Here is a 14,429-nt window from a genome sequence, read left to right as displayed (position 1 = left end):
GGGTTCAGCCGGCGTGCGCGAAGAGCTTCAGCACCGGCACGCCGACCTTGTGCCGGGCCCGGGAGGCCCAGTCGCGGTGGAAGAACTCCTCCACCAGGTGCGGCGCGGTGAGCACGATGACCTCGTCGGCGCGCGTCTGCTCCACGACGGACTGCAGCAGGTCGAGCGGGTGCTGGTCGACGATCTCCCCGACCGCCTCCGCCCCCTTCTCGCGCAGCGCCTTCAGGGAGTGCTCCAGCGCCAGCTTGGCGGTGGGCAGCGCCGCGTGCCCCTCCGGCTCGTCCGACTCGCGGACCGCGTCCTCCAGCTCTCCGAGGGCCACGTCGTCGAGCGCCCGCAACAGCACTCCCTGGTCTCCGCGGGGTTGCAGCAGCACGACGAAGCTGACGGGCTCCTGACCGTGGAGCGTGGTGACCATCTCCACATCCACGGGTGCGAGCGGCTTCTCGATCATCAGGACGGTGGTGAACACGATGAACGCCCTTCTTCCGCACAGGCACACAGACCACGTCAGAAACGATCCTGCCGACTCAGTCTGCCCCAGCACGGATAAGCGGAACGTGATATTCCGCAGATTGTCAGAACCGACGGTAACGCGTGAACAGGAAGCCGGCCTCCTCCATGACCGACTCCAGGCCGAGGCCCAGCGGCTCCGCCGCCGGGGCGGTGGCGTGCATGATCCGGGGCGCGTCTCCCAGCGCCACCCGGGGTGCCAGGGTCAGGCACAGCTCGTCGAGCACCCCCGCCCGGGCGAAGCGGCCCAGCGCCGAGGGGCCGCCCTCCGTCAGCAGCCGCCGGTGCCCGCGCTCCGCGAGCGCGGCGACGGCCGCCGCCGGGTCTGCGCCCCGGCCCTCCCCCGCGACCACGACCTCCGCTCCCGCCGCCCGGGCCGCGGCCACCCGCTCCGCGGGCGCCTGCGCGCCCGTGAGCAGCAGCGTCGGCACGGCCGGTGCGGTGAACAGCGGCAGCGAGAAGTCCAGGTCGAAGGAGGCGGTGAGGACCGCGACGGGCGGCGCGGGGGTCTGGCCGGCCGCGGCCCTGCGGGCGGCGAACGCCTCGCGGACGCGGGCGGGCCTGTACCCCTCCAGGCGTACCGTTTCTGCACCCACGACCACCACGTCCGCCAGCGCGCGCAGCACGCCGAACAGACGCATGTCCGCCGGGGACGACAGCGGCTGGGAGCGCCCGCAGAAGGCCGCGGCGCCGTCGACGGAGCTGACCATGTTGGCCCGTAGCCAGACGTCGTCCCCCGGGGGGTATGCGTAGGCGTCCGCGAGCTCGTCCAGGGACCACTCACGGTCGGCGAGGGCGGACGGATCTGCGGGTACGGGCAGCAGGCGACGCATATGCGGCAGTGTGGCACGACGTACTGGTGTACGGCTTGCCGAGGCGCCGACCGTACAGTGAGAACGTGTCCCCTTCCGCCTCCACCTCCACCGCCGACACGCCCGGCGGCATAGCCCCCGGCGCGCTCACCGGCCGCGAGCCGCGCGTGCCCGCCGAACGGCTGGTCGCCGAGCTGGTGCCGCCGCCGCGCTTCGACGCGGTGCGCTTCTCGACCTACGTGCCGGACCCGGCCCGTCCCAGCCAGGCGGAGGCCGTACGCGTCCTCGCCGCCTTCGCCGCCGGGCTCGGCGGCGGCGCCACCGCGGTGGGCGGCCGGCGGCCCTGGTGGCGGCGGGCGCCGAAGGAGCCCGCCGGGCCGCGCGGGGTGTATCTGGACGGCGGCTTCGGCGTCGGCAAGACGCACCTGCTGGCCTCGCTCTGGCACGCCACCGAGGCGGCGCCCGGGCTGAAGGGCTTCTGCACCTTCGTCGAGCTGACGAACCTGGTGGGCGCGCTCGGCTTCCAGCAGACGGTACGCACCCTCGGGGACCACCGGCTGCTGTGCATCGACGAGTTCGAGCTGGACGACCCCGGCGACACCGTGCTGGTCTCCAGCCTCCTCGGCAAGCTCGTCGACTCCGGCGTCGCGCTGGCCGCCACCTCCAACACCCTGCCGGGCAAGCTGGGCGAGGGCCGCTTCGCCGCGGCCGACTTCCTGCGCGAGATACAGGGCCTGGCGGACCGCTTCCGCCCGCTGCGCATCGACGGCGACGACTACCGCCACCGCGGCCTGCCCGCCTCCCCCGCCGGCTACGCCCTCACTGGCGGGGGTACCCCCACCTCCGCCCCGCTGACCGACGCGGCCGTCACCCGCGCCGCCCACACCGTCCCCTGCGCCACGCTCGACGCCTTCCCCGACCTCCTCGGCCACCTCGCGCGGGTCCACCCCAGCCGCTACGGCGCGCTGACCGACGGTGTCCGCACCGTCTGCCTGACCGGCGTGCGGCCGGTGGCCGACGAGGCGACGGCGCTGCGGCTCGTGGTGCTCGCGGACCGGCTGTACGACCGGGAGATACCCGTGCTCGCCTCCGGCGTGCCGTTCGACCGGCTCTTCGGCGACAACATGCTCGCCGGCGGCTACCGGAAGAAGTACTTTCGCGCGATATCCCGGCTCACCGCGCTGGCCCGCGACGCCCGCCCTGACGTGGAAAAACGGGACACCCCGGACGACTCCGCGACGGCCGGCGGCAGCGGCGGCACACCGCCGCCACAGGAGTAGACCCTTCACACACCTCTCACCTGGTTCACTTTCAGTTCACTGAGTGGTACACACGGTCGGGTCACCGTTTTCCTGTCCGTCAGCAGGGAGTTGGTCTTTCCGCATGGCTGCAACACGACGTCAGGTTCTCGCCCGTACCGGCGCGCTGGGCGCCGGCATCGCCTTCACCGGAAGTGTCTCCGAGCTGTACGCCGGCACCGCCGCCGCGCATGCCCCGCAGGACGCCGGCTACGGCCCCCTCGTCCCCGACCCCAACGGCCTCCTCGACCTCCCCGCGGGCTTCGAGTACCGGGTGCTCTCCCGCGAGGGCGACCAACTGCTCTCCGGCGAGGGCGCCGTGCCCAGCAACCACGACGGCATGGCCGCCTTCCGCGCCCGCGGCGGCGGTGCTGACGTACTGCTCGTCCGCAACCACGAGAACCGCCCCACCGCAACCCACCGCGTCCCCGCCATCGACGGCCTGACGTACGACCCGATGGGCATGGGCGGCTGCACCGTGCTGGAGGTCGGCCGGGACGGCGAACTCGGGGGCGAGCGCGTCGGCATCGCCGGCACCGCGGTCAACTGCGCCGGCGGGCCCAGCCTCTGGGGTACCTGGCTGACCTGCGAGGAGACCGAGGACAAGGCCGGCACCAACGGGTACACCAAGGACCACGGCTTCATCTTCGAGGTCGACCCCGTCGACCCGCACGAGAGCGGCGCCGTGCCGCTCACCGCGATGGGCCGCTTCCAGCACGAGGCAGTCGCCTTCGACCCGTCCAACGGCGTCGTCTACGAGACGGAGGACGCCTTCCAGCACCCGTTCGGGCTCTTCTACCGCTTCCTGCCGAAGAAGCCCCAGGGCGGCCTCGGCTCCCTGCGGGCCGGCGGCGAACTGCAGGCCATGCGGGTGCCGGACGTGCCGGACCTGTCGGTGGTCGAGGAGATCGGCACCACGTTCGACAACGTGGAGTGGATCGAGGTCCCCGACCCGCTGGCGGCCCAGACCCCGATCCGCCACCAGGACTTCGGGCGCCCCATGTCGCACGCGCAGAAGCTGGAGGGCTGCTACTGGGGCGGCAACGCGGTGTACTTCGTCTCCAGCTTCGCCAAGTCCTCCGAGGGCTCGGGCGGCGACCACTTCGGCCAGGTGTGGCGCTACACCCCGCGGACCAACGAGCTGAAGCTCGTCATCCGCTTCGGCCCCGACCACGGCGTCGACACCCCCGGCGAGTCCCCGGACAACATTGCCCTGTCGCCGTCGGGCGGCCTGTTCCTCTGCGAGGACGGCGGCGGCGAGCAGCACGTGTACGGCGTCTCGCGGCGCGGCGAGGTCTTCGCGGTGGCGCGCAACCGGCAGAACACGGGCAGCGCGGAGGACCCGGAGTACGGCGAGTTCGCCGGCGTCACCTTCTCCCCGAACGGCCGGACGATGTACGTGAACTGCTACGCGCCCGGCACCACGTTCGCCATCACCGGCCCCTGGCGGTAGCCCGCCCGGCACGTACGCGCACGCAAGGCGGCATCGGCACGGCGCCCGGCGCCGGCCCGGCGGAGGACCGGTTCCACCCGGTCCACCGCCCGGGCCGGCGCCGCGGCGTGTCGTACCCCGTTCACCCGGGCGCTCGCTCCGGCGCGCGTGCCCCCGGAAGCGCTCTTACGCTCCCCCCATGATCGACTTCCGGCGCCCGCGCCCCGCCCGCGCGGCCCTCGTCGCGCTCCTCGTCCTCTTCCTCCCGGCGTGCGCCGAGCCGTCCGCGCCCTCGGCACCGGTCCGCGCGCCCGCGGCCCGGGAGCACAGCGACCACCCGGCCACGTACGGGACGGCGCGATCGCCGCAGGAGCCGGAGGGCGGGACCCGGGGCGGGACCCTGCGCGAGGCGCGCGGCGGGGCGCGGGGGAAGGCGCGCGGGGAGGCCAAGGCGGCCCGCGCGGGGCTCGCGCCGGTGTGGCGGCACGGCGCGCGCCGGGGCACGGGCGGCAAGCGCGTCGCGCTCACCTTCGACGCCGACATGATGGCCGACCAGCACGACCGTGCCGACGCCGGCGAGCAGTTCGACAACCCCGGTCTCATCGCCGCGCTACGGCAACTGAAGGTGCCCGCGACCGTCTTCATGACCGGCACCTGGGCCGCCCGCTACCCCGGCCAGGCCCGCGCCATCGGCCGCAACCCGCTGTTCGAGGTGGCCAACCACTCCTACAGCCACCGCGCCTTCGCCACCCCCTGCTACGGCCTGCCCGAGGTGGACCCCGGCACCATGCGCGCCGAGGTCGAGCGGACCTTCGCCGAGCTGCGCCGCGCGGGCGTGCCGGCGCCCGTCCCGTACTTCCGCTTCCCCGGCGGCTGTTACGACGACGCGGCGCTGCGCGCGCTCGCCCCGACGGGCGTGACCGCCGTGCAGTGGGACGTCCCCAGCGGCGACGCGTTCGCCACCGACCCGGGCGCGGTGGCGGAGGAGGTGCTGACGCGGGTGCGGCCGGGTTCTGTGGTGGTCCTGCACGTCACGCGCAGCGCGGCGCCGGTCACGGAGCAGGCGGTGCGCGAGATCGTGCCGGAGCTGCGCCGGCGCGGCTACGGGTTCGCCAAGGTCTCCGAGCTGATGGCGGCGCGCTGAGGCCCGTACGGGACAGGCCGCGGCGGCACCGGAACCCTCACCCCCGCCGCGGCGTCCCGGGTCACCCGGTGGGCGCCCCCGCGCCGGTCTCGCTCGGCCGCACCACGACGAAGCCCTCGCCGTCCAGCCGGAGCTGCATGACCTCGCCGGAGCCGCCGCGGATCATCGACCCGAAGCTCTGCGAGCGGTGCAGCCCCGTCTGGAGCTGGGTGCTCCAGCCGACGACGGCGTCGGTGTCGACGAAGACCGGGTAGCCCGGCGAGACGGGGATGACGATCGGGGTGCCGTCGCAGACCACGCCCAGCCGGCCCTGGCCGGTGAACACGCTGTTGAACAGCCCGCCGCCCGCCATGCCCGCGCCCTTGACCACCTTGATGTCGTACGACAGCGACGAGTCGAAGCACAGCACGTTCCGCCCGTTGAGCGTGAGGCTGTCGTTCGGCTGGTCGAAGTCCAGGATGAAGCAGTTGGCCGCGCTCAGCGCGAACCAGCACTCGCCCTGCCCCTTCACCGACATGAGCGCCAGGCCCTCACCGGTGACCGCGCGCTTGAGGAACTGCCCCGCCCCCTGGCCCTTCTTCTCGAACTGCAGATTGCCCCGGTAGGCGATCATCGCGCCCTGCCGGGCCAGGCACTCGCCGTTGACGGCGTACTTGATCGACTTGGCGTTCTGCAGAGTCATGCCGACCTGCGTCGCAGGCTCGGCCATGTTTTCCTTAGCGAACAAATCACTGCGCATACGGGCATGATCCGCCGGAATCCCTCCCTCCGCCAAGCAGGCTGCGCCCCTGGCACACTTGATCGTGTGACCAGCGCCGAGACCAGCCCCTTCCAGCACGAGGCGGTGAGCCGCGACGACCTGCCGCAGTTCGTCCTCCCCCTCGTCGTACGCATCGAGCGCGCCGCCCCGCCCACGCGCACCGACGCCCTCCAGACGGCGGCGCGGGCGGTGCTGGTCCTGCTGGCGGACGAGCGCTGCGCGGGCGAGGGCCCGTGGGCCCAGGCCGTACGGGACTGGCAGGACGCCAGGATCCGCAAGGTGGTGCGGCGCGCGCGGGGCGCGGAGTGGCGCCGCGCGGAGGCGCTGCCGGGGATCACGGTGACGTCGGCGACCGGCGGGGGCGCTCCGGAAGGCCCGGCGCCTGAGCCCGGCGCCGCCGAGGTGCGGGTCTTCCCGCCCGTACCGCTCGACGGCTGGCCCAAGGACCTCGCCCGGCTCCAGGTCTCCGGCACCGACCTCGACGACCCCGAGCCCCCTCCCCCGCCCCCGGCAGGCGTCCCGGTGCTGTGGCTGGCGACGAGGCTCGGCATGACCGCGGGCAAGGCCATGGCCCAGGCGGGCCACGGCGCCCAACTCGCCTGGTGGGAGCTGCCCGACGAGGACCGCGCGGCCTGGCGCGCCGCCGGCTTCCCCCTCGCCGTCCGCACGGCTGCACCGGAGCACTGGGCGGAGCTGGTCGCGAGCGGGCTGCCGGTGGTCAGGGACGCCGGGTACACGGAGATCGCCGCGGGCAGTTGCACGGTCGTCGCCGACCACCCCGCGCTGCGTACCGGCTGACCCGCGGCCGTACGGGCACGCGCGCGCAGGACACACATCGCGGTGCACGCGCGCGTACGGGCACGGGTGCGGCCGGCGGCGCTACTCCGTCGCCACCCGTACGCCCAGCGCCACCAGCGTGCCGCCGAGCAGCGTCTCCTGGATCCGGCGGGCCCGGCGCGAGCGCAGCAGACGGCGCACGCGCCCGACCGCGAGCGCCGTCAGCCGCCGTCGGTCTCCCGCGCGTCCTCCGCGACGGCCGCCGCCGCCTTGCGCGCCGCGACCAGCACCGGGTCCCACACCGGCGAGAACGGCGGCGCGTACCCCAGGTCCAGGGCCGTCATCTGCTCCACCGTCATGCCCGCCGTCAGCGCCACCGCCGCGATGTCCACGCGCTTGCCCGCGCCCTCGCGGCCGACGATCTGCACGCCGAGCAGCCGCCCCGTGCGCCGCTCCGCGAGCATCTTCACGTGCATCGACGCGGCCCGCGGGTAGTAACCGGCCCGGCTGGTCGACTGGATGGTCACCGTCACGTACTGCAGGCCCACCTCGCGCGCCTGCGCCTCCAGCAGACCCGTACGGGCGATCTCCAGATCGCACACCTTGCTGACGGCCGTGCCCACCACGCCGGGGAACGTGCCGAAGCCGCCGCCGACGTTGCGGCCGATGACCTGCCCGTGCTTGTTGGCGTGCGTGCCCAGCGGGATGTACCGCTCGCGGCCCGACACCAGGTCGAGCACCTCGACGCAGTCGCCGCCCGCCCACACGTTCTCCTGCCCCCGCACCCGCATCGCCAGGTCCGTCAGCAGCCCGCCCGACTCGCCCAGCGGCAGCCCCGCCTCCCGCGCGAGCCCGGTCTCCGGGCGCACCCCGAGGCCCAGCACGACGACGTCCGCCGGATACTCGCCGTTCGCCGTGGCCACGCCGCGCACCTCGCCGTCCGTGCCGGTGAGGATCTCGGTGACCTCGGCGCCGGTGACGATCCCGATGCCGTTGCCGTTCATCGCCTCGTGCACCAGGGTGCCCATGTCGGGGTCGAGGGTGTTCATGGGCTGTTCGGCGCGCTCCAGGACGGTGACGTGGATCCCGCGGTGGCAGAACGCCTCCGCCATCTCCACCCCGATGTACCCGGCGCCCACCACGACCGCGTGCCGCACCTGCTGCTTCTGCAGCCGGTCCAGCAGCTCCTGGCCGTCGTCCAGGCTCTGCACCCCGTGCACCCCGGGAGCGTCGATGCCGGGCAGCGGCGGGCGCAGCGGCCGGGCGCCGGTGGCGATGACGAGGTGGTCGAAGCCGTGCCAGCGCTCCTGCGCGCCGGCCTCGTCGTCGAGGGCACGGGTGCGGACGCACTGCCGGTCGAGGTCGATCTCGGTGACCTCGGTGCGCATCCGCAGGTCGATGCCGCGCGCGCGGTGCTCCTCCGGGGTACGGGCGATGAGCTGGTCCCGCTCGGGGACCTCGCCGCCGACCCAGTACGGAATCCCGCAGGCCGAATACGACGTGAACCGGCCGCGCTCGAACGCGGTGATCTCCAGCTCGTCCGGCGTCCGCATCCGGCGCGCCTGCGACGCCGCGGACATGCCCGCCGCATCGCCGCCGATGACCACCATCCGCTGCTTGGCCCCCATGACGCTCCCTTTCGTCGCCGTGCAGGACACGCTACGACGGGTTACTCCGGCTCGCCGCCCTGGGGTGTCGGCTGCCCGGGGAACGGACTGGGCGGCGGGGTGACGTGCCGGCGCGGCAGCCGGCCGCGCAGCCACCGCCAGGCCAGGGCGAGCAGGACGAGGAGGGCGGCGAAGGGCAGCGACGCGGAGACGGCGATCAGCACCCCGCGCAGCCCGGTGACGAAGGCGTCCCAGCCGCCGGCCAGCGCGTCGGCGACGCCGGTGCCGTCATCCTCGTCCGCCGGGGGCGCGGCGGCGGGCCTGCGCAGCTCCAGGGTGATCGTGCCGAGCGCGGTGCGCTCCTTCAGCGAGGACTGCTGGGCGAGGAGCGCTTCCAGGTCGGCCTGGCGGGTGCCGAGTTCCCCCTCCAGGGTGACCACGTCAGCGAGTTTCGTGGCGTCGTCCATCAGGTCCCTGATGCGCGCGACGCTCGCGCGCTGGGACCGCACCCGGCTGTCGACGTCCACGACCTCGTCGGTGACGTCCTTCACCTCCACGTCGCGGTCGACGACGCGGCCCAGCTCTGCGAGGTCGCCGAGAACGGCGTCGTACCCCTCTGCGGGGACCCGCAGGGTGAGCCGGGCGCGCGCGGGGGCGCCGGGCTCCTGGCTGGTCGACTCGTCGCCGACGTAGCCGCCGGCGCCCTCGGCGAGCGTGCGGGCGGAGTCGGCGGCTCCGGCGAGGTCCTTGGTGCGTACGGTGATCTCGGCGGTGCGGACGAGAGCCTGCGGCGCGAGCGTGACGCCGTCGGCGGCGGTGGCTCCGCCTCGCGGTGCGCGCGAGTCGGCGGAGTCACCGGCACCGCCGGCGTCGACGCCGGCGCCCTCGCGCGGTGCCGCCCCCTGCGCCTTGGCGTCGTCCCGGGCGGAGTCGGCGCCGGCGGAGTCCGCCCCGCTGCCGGAGCAGCCGCCGACGGCGAGCACGGCGGCGAGCAGCGCGGCGGCGAGCGCGGGTCTGGTCCTGATACGTGCGGGCATCGTCGAACCCCCCTGGTGTCGGGTCTGTGCTGCTTCGACGGGGCGGCGGGGGCGGAGGTTCGGAATGGCGGGTCCCGGAAGGGTCACGATCGGACTACGCGGAGGGCGCGGTGCGGGCGGGCGCAGGCGCGGGTGGATGCCTGCGAGGGCTTCCGTGGCGCCCCGCGGGCTCGTTCGCGGTCGCCTCCGGGGTCGTACGCGGGGCGTCGGTGCGGGATATCCACAGGCTCGTAGGGCGTGTGGGCGGGGTCTGAGACAGTGGCTTGCATGAGCAGCGCACAGCCCGCGGAGCCCGGGCCGCCCAGGGTCGTCGTCATCGGCGGCGGCATCGCCGGCCTCGCCGCCGCGCACCGGCTGCTGGCCGGCGGCGCGCGGGTCACGGTGCTGGAGGCCGGGACCCGGCTCGGCGGCAAGCTGCACGCGGGCGAGCTGGCCGGCGTGCCGGCCGACCTCGGCGCGGAGGCCCTGCTGGCCCGCCGCCCGGAGGCCGTCGGCCTCGCCCGCGCGGTGGGGCTCGCCGACGCGCTGCAGCCGGTGGCCGCGGGCGGCGCGGCGGTCTGGACCCGCGGCCGGCTGCGGCCGCTGCCCGGCGGCCAGGTGATGGGCGTCCCCGGGGACCTGGACCGGCTGGCGGCGGCGGAGGTGCTGTCGCCCGAGGGCCTGGCGCGGGTCGCCCGCGAAGCGGAGCTGCCGCCGGCGGAGCCGGGCGAGGACGTGGCGATCGGCGCGTTCGTCGCCGAACGGCTGGGCGCGGAGGTCACGGATCGGCTGGTGGAGCCGCTGCTGGGCGGGGTGTACGCGGGCGACGCGTACCGGCTGTCGATGCGCGCCGCGGTCCCGCAGTTGTTCGCGGCGCTGCGCGAGGAGCGGACGCTGCTGGGCGCGGCGCGGGCGGTGCAGTCCCGCGGCGCGGCGGCGGGCACGTCGCAGGCGCCGGTCTTCATGGGCATCGAGGGCGGCATCGGCCGCCTGCCGGCGGCGGTGGCGGAGGCGGTGCGGCAAGCGGGCGGCGAGATCGTCCTCGGCACGGAAGTCGCGTCGCTGGAGCGCCGGAAGGGCTTCCCCGGCCCCGCCCCCGCCCGCTGGCGGGTCCTCGCCGGGGGGCGGGCCTACGACGCCGATGCCGTCGTGCTCGCCGTGCCGGCCGCCGCTGCCGCGCGGCTGGTGCGGGGGGTCGCGCCGCGGGCCGCCGCGGAGTTCGACGGGGTGCGGTACGCCTCCATGGCGCTGATCACCCTCGCCCTCCCCCGCCGGGAGGCCGAGGCCCAGTTGCCCGCCGGGACCGGCTTCCTCGTGCCGCCGGTCGACGGGCGGACCATCAAGGCGTCGACGTTCTCCTCCGCCAAGTGGGGCTGGGCCGGCGACGACGACATCTTCCTCCTGCGCACCTCCGTCGGCCGCATCGACGACGACAAGACCCTCGAACGGGACGACGCCGACCTCGTCACCGCCTCCCTCGACGACCTCCGTGCCGCCACCGGGCTCGACGCCCGCCCGGTCGCGAGCCGCGTCAGCCGGTGGCGCGGCGCCCTGCCGCAGTACGAGGTCGGGCACGACGCCCGGGTGGCGCGCATCCGCGGCGCGCTGCCCGCCGGGCTCGCGGTGTGCGGCGCGCTCTACGACGGCGTGGGCATCCCTGCCTGCATCGCGAGCGCGCACCGGGCCGCCGACGAGCTGCTGGGGCGCCCTGGGACAATGACCGCATGAGTGACGCAACCCCCCCGCCGGCCGACTCGCCCGCGGCTCCGTCCCGCTCCGCGAACGCCGGCAAGAAGGCCAAGGACCTCAACGAGGTCATCCGCTACACCCTCTGGTCCGTCTTCCGGCTCCGCGACGCCCTCCCCGAGGACCGCGCGGGCTACGCGGACGAGGTGACCGAGCTGTTCGAGCAGCTCGCCGCGAAGGACGTCGTCGTGCGCGGCACGTACGACGTGTCCGGGCTGCGCGCCGACGCGGACGTCATGATCTGGTGGCACGCGGAGAGCTCGGACGCGCTGCAGGAGGCGTACAACCTCTTCCGCCGCACCCGCCTCGGCCGCGCCCTCGCGCCGGCCTGGTCGAACATGGCGCTGCACCGCCCCGCCGAGTTCAACAAGTCGCACATTCCGGCGTTCCTCGCGGACGAGACCGCGCGCGCGTACGTGAGCGTGTACCCGTTCGTCCGCTCCTACGACTGGTACCTGCTCCCGGACGAGGACCGCCGCCGCATGCTCGCGGATCACGGCAAGATGGCCCGCGGCTTCCCGGACGTACGGGCCAACACGGTGCCCTCGTTCTCCCTCGGCGACTACGAGTGGATCCTCGCCTTCGAGGCCGATGAACTGCACCGCATCGTGGACCTGATGCGCCACCTGCGCGGGTCCGAGGCGCGGCTGCACGTCCGCGAGGAGGTGCCGTTCTACACCGGCCGCCGCAAGCCGGTCGCGGAGCTGGTCGCCTCCCTCGCCTGACGCCGGCGTCCGGCGGCCTGAGCCCCGCCACCCCGGCCCGGCGCGCCGGCCTCAGCCGACCGCCGGGCCGCCCGCCCCGGGCGCCGCCGACCGCTTCCCGCCCCGCTCCGCCTTCGGCTCCGGGCGCGGTGCGCAGCTCACGTCGCCGGGCGTGCGGCCCGTCAGCAGGTACGTGTCGACGTGCTTGTTGACGCAGCCGTTCTCGCCCCCGGCGAGCCCGTGCGACCCGGCGTCCTTCTCCGTCACCAGGTCCGCCGAGCCGCCCAGCCGCCGCGCGAGTTCCCGCGCGCCGTCGTACGGCGTGGCCGCGTCGCGCTCGGCGGCGAGAAGGAGCACCGGCGGCAGCTCGCCGGCGTCGGTGCGGACGTCGAGCGGCTGCTGCCGCGGGCCGGTCCAGAACGCGCACGGCAGGTTCATCCAGGCGTTCTCCCACGTCTCGAACGGCGCCACGCGCGCGAGCCGGCTGTTGTCGCGGTCCCAGGTCTCCCAGTCCGTGGGCCAGGGCGCGTCGTTGCACTCGACGGCGGTGTAGACGGCGTTGCCGTTCTCCTCCGCCTCGTTGTCCGACGGGTCGTCGGCCGCGAACTCCACCAGCGTCTTCGGTTTGCCGTCCAGGTAGTCCGCGAGCGCGGTGGCGGCCTGCGGCCAGTACCCGTCGGCGTACGCCGCCCGCAGGAAGCCCGCCTGCAACTGGGCCGTGCCGATCCGCCCGCCGGCCGGCTCCTTCTCGATCGTCTCGCGGGCCCGCTCGTACGCCGCCGCCACCTCCCACCGGGTGCGGCCGAGGTGGTAGACATCGTCGTGCTTGGCGACCCACCGCTGCCAGTCGGCCCAGCGCTCCTCGAACGCGGCGGACTGGCGCAGGTTGTTGCCGTACCAGATCTGCCGCGGGTCGGGGTCGACCGGGCTGTCGAAGACCATGCGGCGCACGTGGTCCGGGTAGAGCGCGGCGTACAGGCTGCCGAAGTAGGTGCCGTAGGAGGCGCCGAGGTAGGTGAGCTTGCGCTCGCCGAGCGCGGCGCGCAGCACGTCGAGGTCGCGGGCGTTGTTGAGGGACGTGTAGTGCCGCAGGCCCGCGATCTTCGCGCAGCCGTCGGCGTACGCGCGCGCCTTCTCGACCCGGGCGCGCTTCTCGCGCTCCGAGGGGCGCTCGGAGGTGTTCGACGGCGTCTTCACGAACTCGTCGGGGTTCTGGCAGGACAGTGCGCCGGAGCGCTCGACGCCGCGCGGGGCGTAGCCGACGAAGTCGTACACCTCGGCCAGCCGCCGCCACTCCGGCGACCGGCTCAGCAGCGGGAAGTACGTGCCGGAGCCGCCGGGGCCGCCGGGGTTGAAGACGAGCTTGCCCTGCCGCTCGGCGCGCGGTCCCGTGGCGCCGATGTGGCTGACGGTGAGCTTGAGCTGCCTCCCGCCGGGGTCGGCGTAGTCCAGCGGGACGGCGACGGTGCCGCACTCGATGGGCGCCGGCAGCCCTTCGGCCGCCGGGCAGGGGCCGTAGTCGACGCCGGCCTTCGCGGCGCGGGCGGCGGCGACGGCGACCCCGCGGGCCTCGGGCCCTTCGGCCGCCCGGAACACGGGGGCGGGGGTCCCCGAGCGGGCGGCGTCGGCGGCGGGGGCCGCGGCGAGGCCGGTGAGAGCGAGCGAACCGAGGATTCCGTACAGCACTGCTGCTCTCACGAAGGGCCCTTCCGGCGTGACGAGGCGTGGCGAGGCGCGATGAGGCGTGGCGAACGGTCGCGCGGAGCGGCGTGCGCGACGGGGAGAATGGAGGGTAAAAGTGATAATTCTTGGCGGAGTTGCTGATGTAAAGGACCCCGGCGGGGGTGTCGCGGTGCGCGTCAGCCGAGACAGGGCCTAGCGCGCGAGCGCGGCGCGCATCTCCGGGTCGGGGAGCGCGGCGGGCCCGTGTACGGCGAGTCCGGTGAGCAGCGAGTCCGCCTCGTCGAGGGTGGCGAGCAGCCCGCGGCCGTCGGGCGTGGCCCAGCGCGTGTAGTCGCCGACCTCCAGCCGGGCTATCGCCAGACAGCCGCAGACCAGTATCAGCGGCAGCACGAACCAGCCCGCGATCGGCTCCTGCTCGGGCGCCCGCAGCGCCAGCGCGGCGGTCCCGGCGCCGAGCACCACCACCCCCGCGATCCGTACGTGCCGCACCGCGGCGCGCACGGCGGACCGGATCGGCGCGGGCACCGCGAGCCCGGCCGCGGCGAGGCCGTCGTCCAGGTCGCGCAGCGCGTCGGCGGAGGAGGCGGCGGCGCGGATGGCCGGAATCGTGTTCTGCCCGCCGGGCCCGGCGGCGGCGATCACCGCGCGCTCGACGGGGTCGCGCCCCTCGGGCGCCACGACAGTCGCCCAGCCGGTGTGCGCGAGCAGCAGCCGCCGCTCGCGCGCCAGCGCGACCAGGGTGACGTCGACGACCCGCCGCGGCCCGCCGGCGAGGAAGGCGGCCTCGTACAGGGTCAGCTCACGCGCCCCGCGGACCTGCGCCGGCTCGGGCTCCGGCTGTGCCGCGGCGACGGAACCGACGAGCACCAGGCGCCCGCACGTCAGCAGCGCGGCCGCCCAGGCGACGAGCGCGAAGCACACCCACATGGCGGTGTTC

At 75.0% G+C, this 14,429-nt stretch carries 13 protein-coding genes; 6 read left to right on the top strand and 7 right to left on the bottom strand.

Translation table 11 applies throughout. From position 1 onward, the window contains the following. Positions 1-4: 4 nt before the first annotated feature. Together OG946_RS30230 and OG946_RS30225 are read right to left on the bottom strand one after the other, a co-directional pair. Positions 5-472: an indole-3-glycerol phosphate synthase gene (locus OG946_RS30230; RefSeq protein WP_326799130.1), complete on the bottom strand. Its 468-nt coding sequence runs from the start codon at positions 470-472 to the stop codon at positions 5-7. Between the two features lie 106 nt (positions 473-578). Then, positions 579-1,346 carry a dihydrofolate reductase family protein gene (locus OG946_RS30225; RefSeq protein WP_326799129.1) on the bottom strand — a complete coding sequence of 256 codons (768 nt, stop codon included), beginning with the start codon at positions 1,344-1,346 and terminating at the stop codon, positions 579-581. Between the two features lie 65 nt (positions 1,347-1,411). On the opposite strand from OG946_RS30225, the gene zapE reads away from it, so the two are divergent. The 3 genes from zapE to OG946_RS30210 all read left to right on the top strand — a co-directional run bounded on the left by zapE (position 1,412) and on the right by OG946_RS30210 (position 5,199). Next, entirely contained in the window at positions 1,412-2,605 is a 1,194-nt protein-coding gene (gene zapE / locus OG946_RS30220; protein WP_326799128.1) for a cell division protein ZapE, read from the top strand. 103 nt (positions 2,606-2,708) lie between these two features. Continuing rightward, positions 2,709-4,076, top strand: coding sequence for an alkaline phosphatase PhoX (locus tag OG946_RS30215; protein WP_326799127.1), 1,368 nt, complete (start codon positions 2,709-2,711; stop codon positions 4,074-4,076). Between the two features lie 178 nt (positions 4,077-4,254). Continuing rightward, positions 4,255-5,199, top strand: a complete 945-nt coding sequence (locus tag OG946_RS30210) for a polysaccharide deacetylase family protein (RefSeq protein WP_326799126.1) — start codon at positions 4,255-4,257, stop codon at positions 5,197-5,199. Positions 5,200-5,260: 61 nt separating this feature from the next. Here the strand turns inward: OG946_RS30210 and OG946_RS30205 are convergent, their stop codons facing one another. Next, a complete protein-coding gene (locus tag OG946_RS30205; protein ID WP_326799125.1) occupies positions 5,261-5,938 on the bottom strand; it encodes an AIM24 family protein in 678 nt (225 codons plus the stop codon). Between the two features lie 66 nt (positions 5,939-6,004). On the opposite strand from OG946_RS30205, the gene OG946_RS30200 reads away from it, so the two are divergent. Further along, positions 6,005-6,757, top strand: coding sequence for a peptidyl-tRNA hydrolase (locus OG946_RS30200; protein ID WP_326799124.1), 753 nt, complete (start codon positions 6,005-6,007; stop codon positions 6,755-6,757). A 200-nt stretch (positions 6,758-6,957) separates the two neighbouring features. On the opposite strand, the gene OG946_RS30195 is transcribed toward OG946_RS30200, so the two are convergent. Continuing rightward, on the bottom strand, positions 6,958-8,364 hold the full coding sequence (locus OG946_RS30195; RefSeq protein ID WP_326799123.1) for an FAD-dependent oxidoreductase: 1,407 nt from the start codon (positions 8,362-8,364) through the stop codon (positions 6,958-6,960). Positions 8,365-8,405: 41 nt separating this feature from the next. Continuing rightward, entirely contained in the window at positions 8,406-9,380 is a 975-nt protein-coding gene (locus tag OG946_RS30190) for a DUF4349 domain-containing protein (RefSeq protein ID WP_326799122.1), read from the bottom strand. Positions 9,381-9,647: 267 nt separating this feature from the next. Here OG946_RS30190 and hemG point away from each other — a divergent pair, with 267 nt between their 5' ends. Next, positions 9,648-11,087, top strand: coding sequence for a protoporphyrinogen oxidase (hemG, locus tag OG946_RS30185; RefSeq protein ID WP_326799121.1), 1,440 nt, complete (start codon positions 9,648-9,650; stop codon positions 11,085-11,087). Beyond that, complete coding sequence (gene hemQ, locus OG946_RS30180) at positions 11,084-11,830, top strand: hydrogen peroxide-dependent heme synthase (RefSeq protein ID WP_326799120.1); 747 nt, start codon at positions 11,084-11,086, stop codon at positions 11,828-11,830. Before hemG ends, hemQ begins: the two co-directional genes overlap by 4 nt. 51 nt (positions 11,831-11,881) lie before the next feature. Here hemQ and OG946_RS30175 read toward each other — a convergent pair whose 3' ends face one another. Then, positions 11,882-13,507 carry an alpha/beta hydrolase gene (locus tag OG946_RS30175; RefSeq protein ID WP_326799119.1) on the bottom strand — a complete coding sequence of 542 codons (1,626 nt, stop codon included), beginning with the start codon at positions 13,505-13,507 and terminating at the stop codon, positions 11,882-11,884. Positions 13,508-13,684: 177 nt separating this feature from the next. After that, positions 13,685-14,419 (bottom strand): TIGR04222 domain-containing membrane protein, encoded by a 735-nt coding sequence (locus OG946_RS30170; protein WP_326799118.1) that lies wholly within the window; start codon positions 14,417-14,419, stop codon positions 13,685-13,687. Positions 14,420-14,429: the final 10 nt, after the last annotated feature.

The organism is Streptomyces sp. NBC_01808, from assembly GCF_035917395.1.
GTDB lineage: Bacteria > Actinomycetota > Actinomycetes > Streptomycetales > Streptomycetaceae > Streptomyces.
Note: the sequence above shows the minus strand (reverse complement) of the source record. Positions and strands in the feature narration are given on the sequence as shown.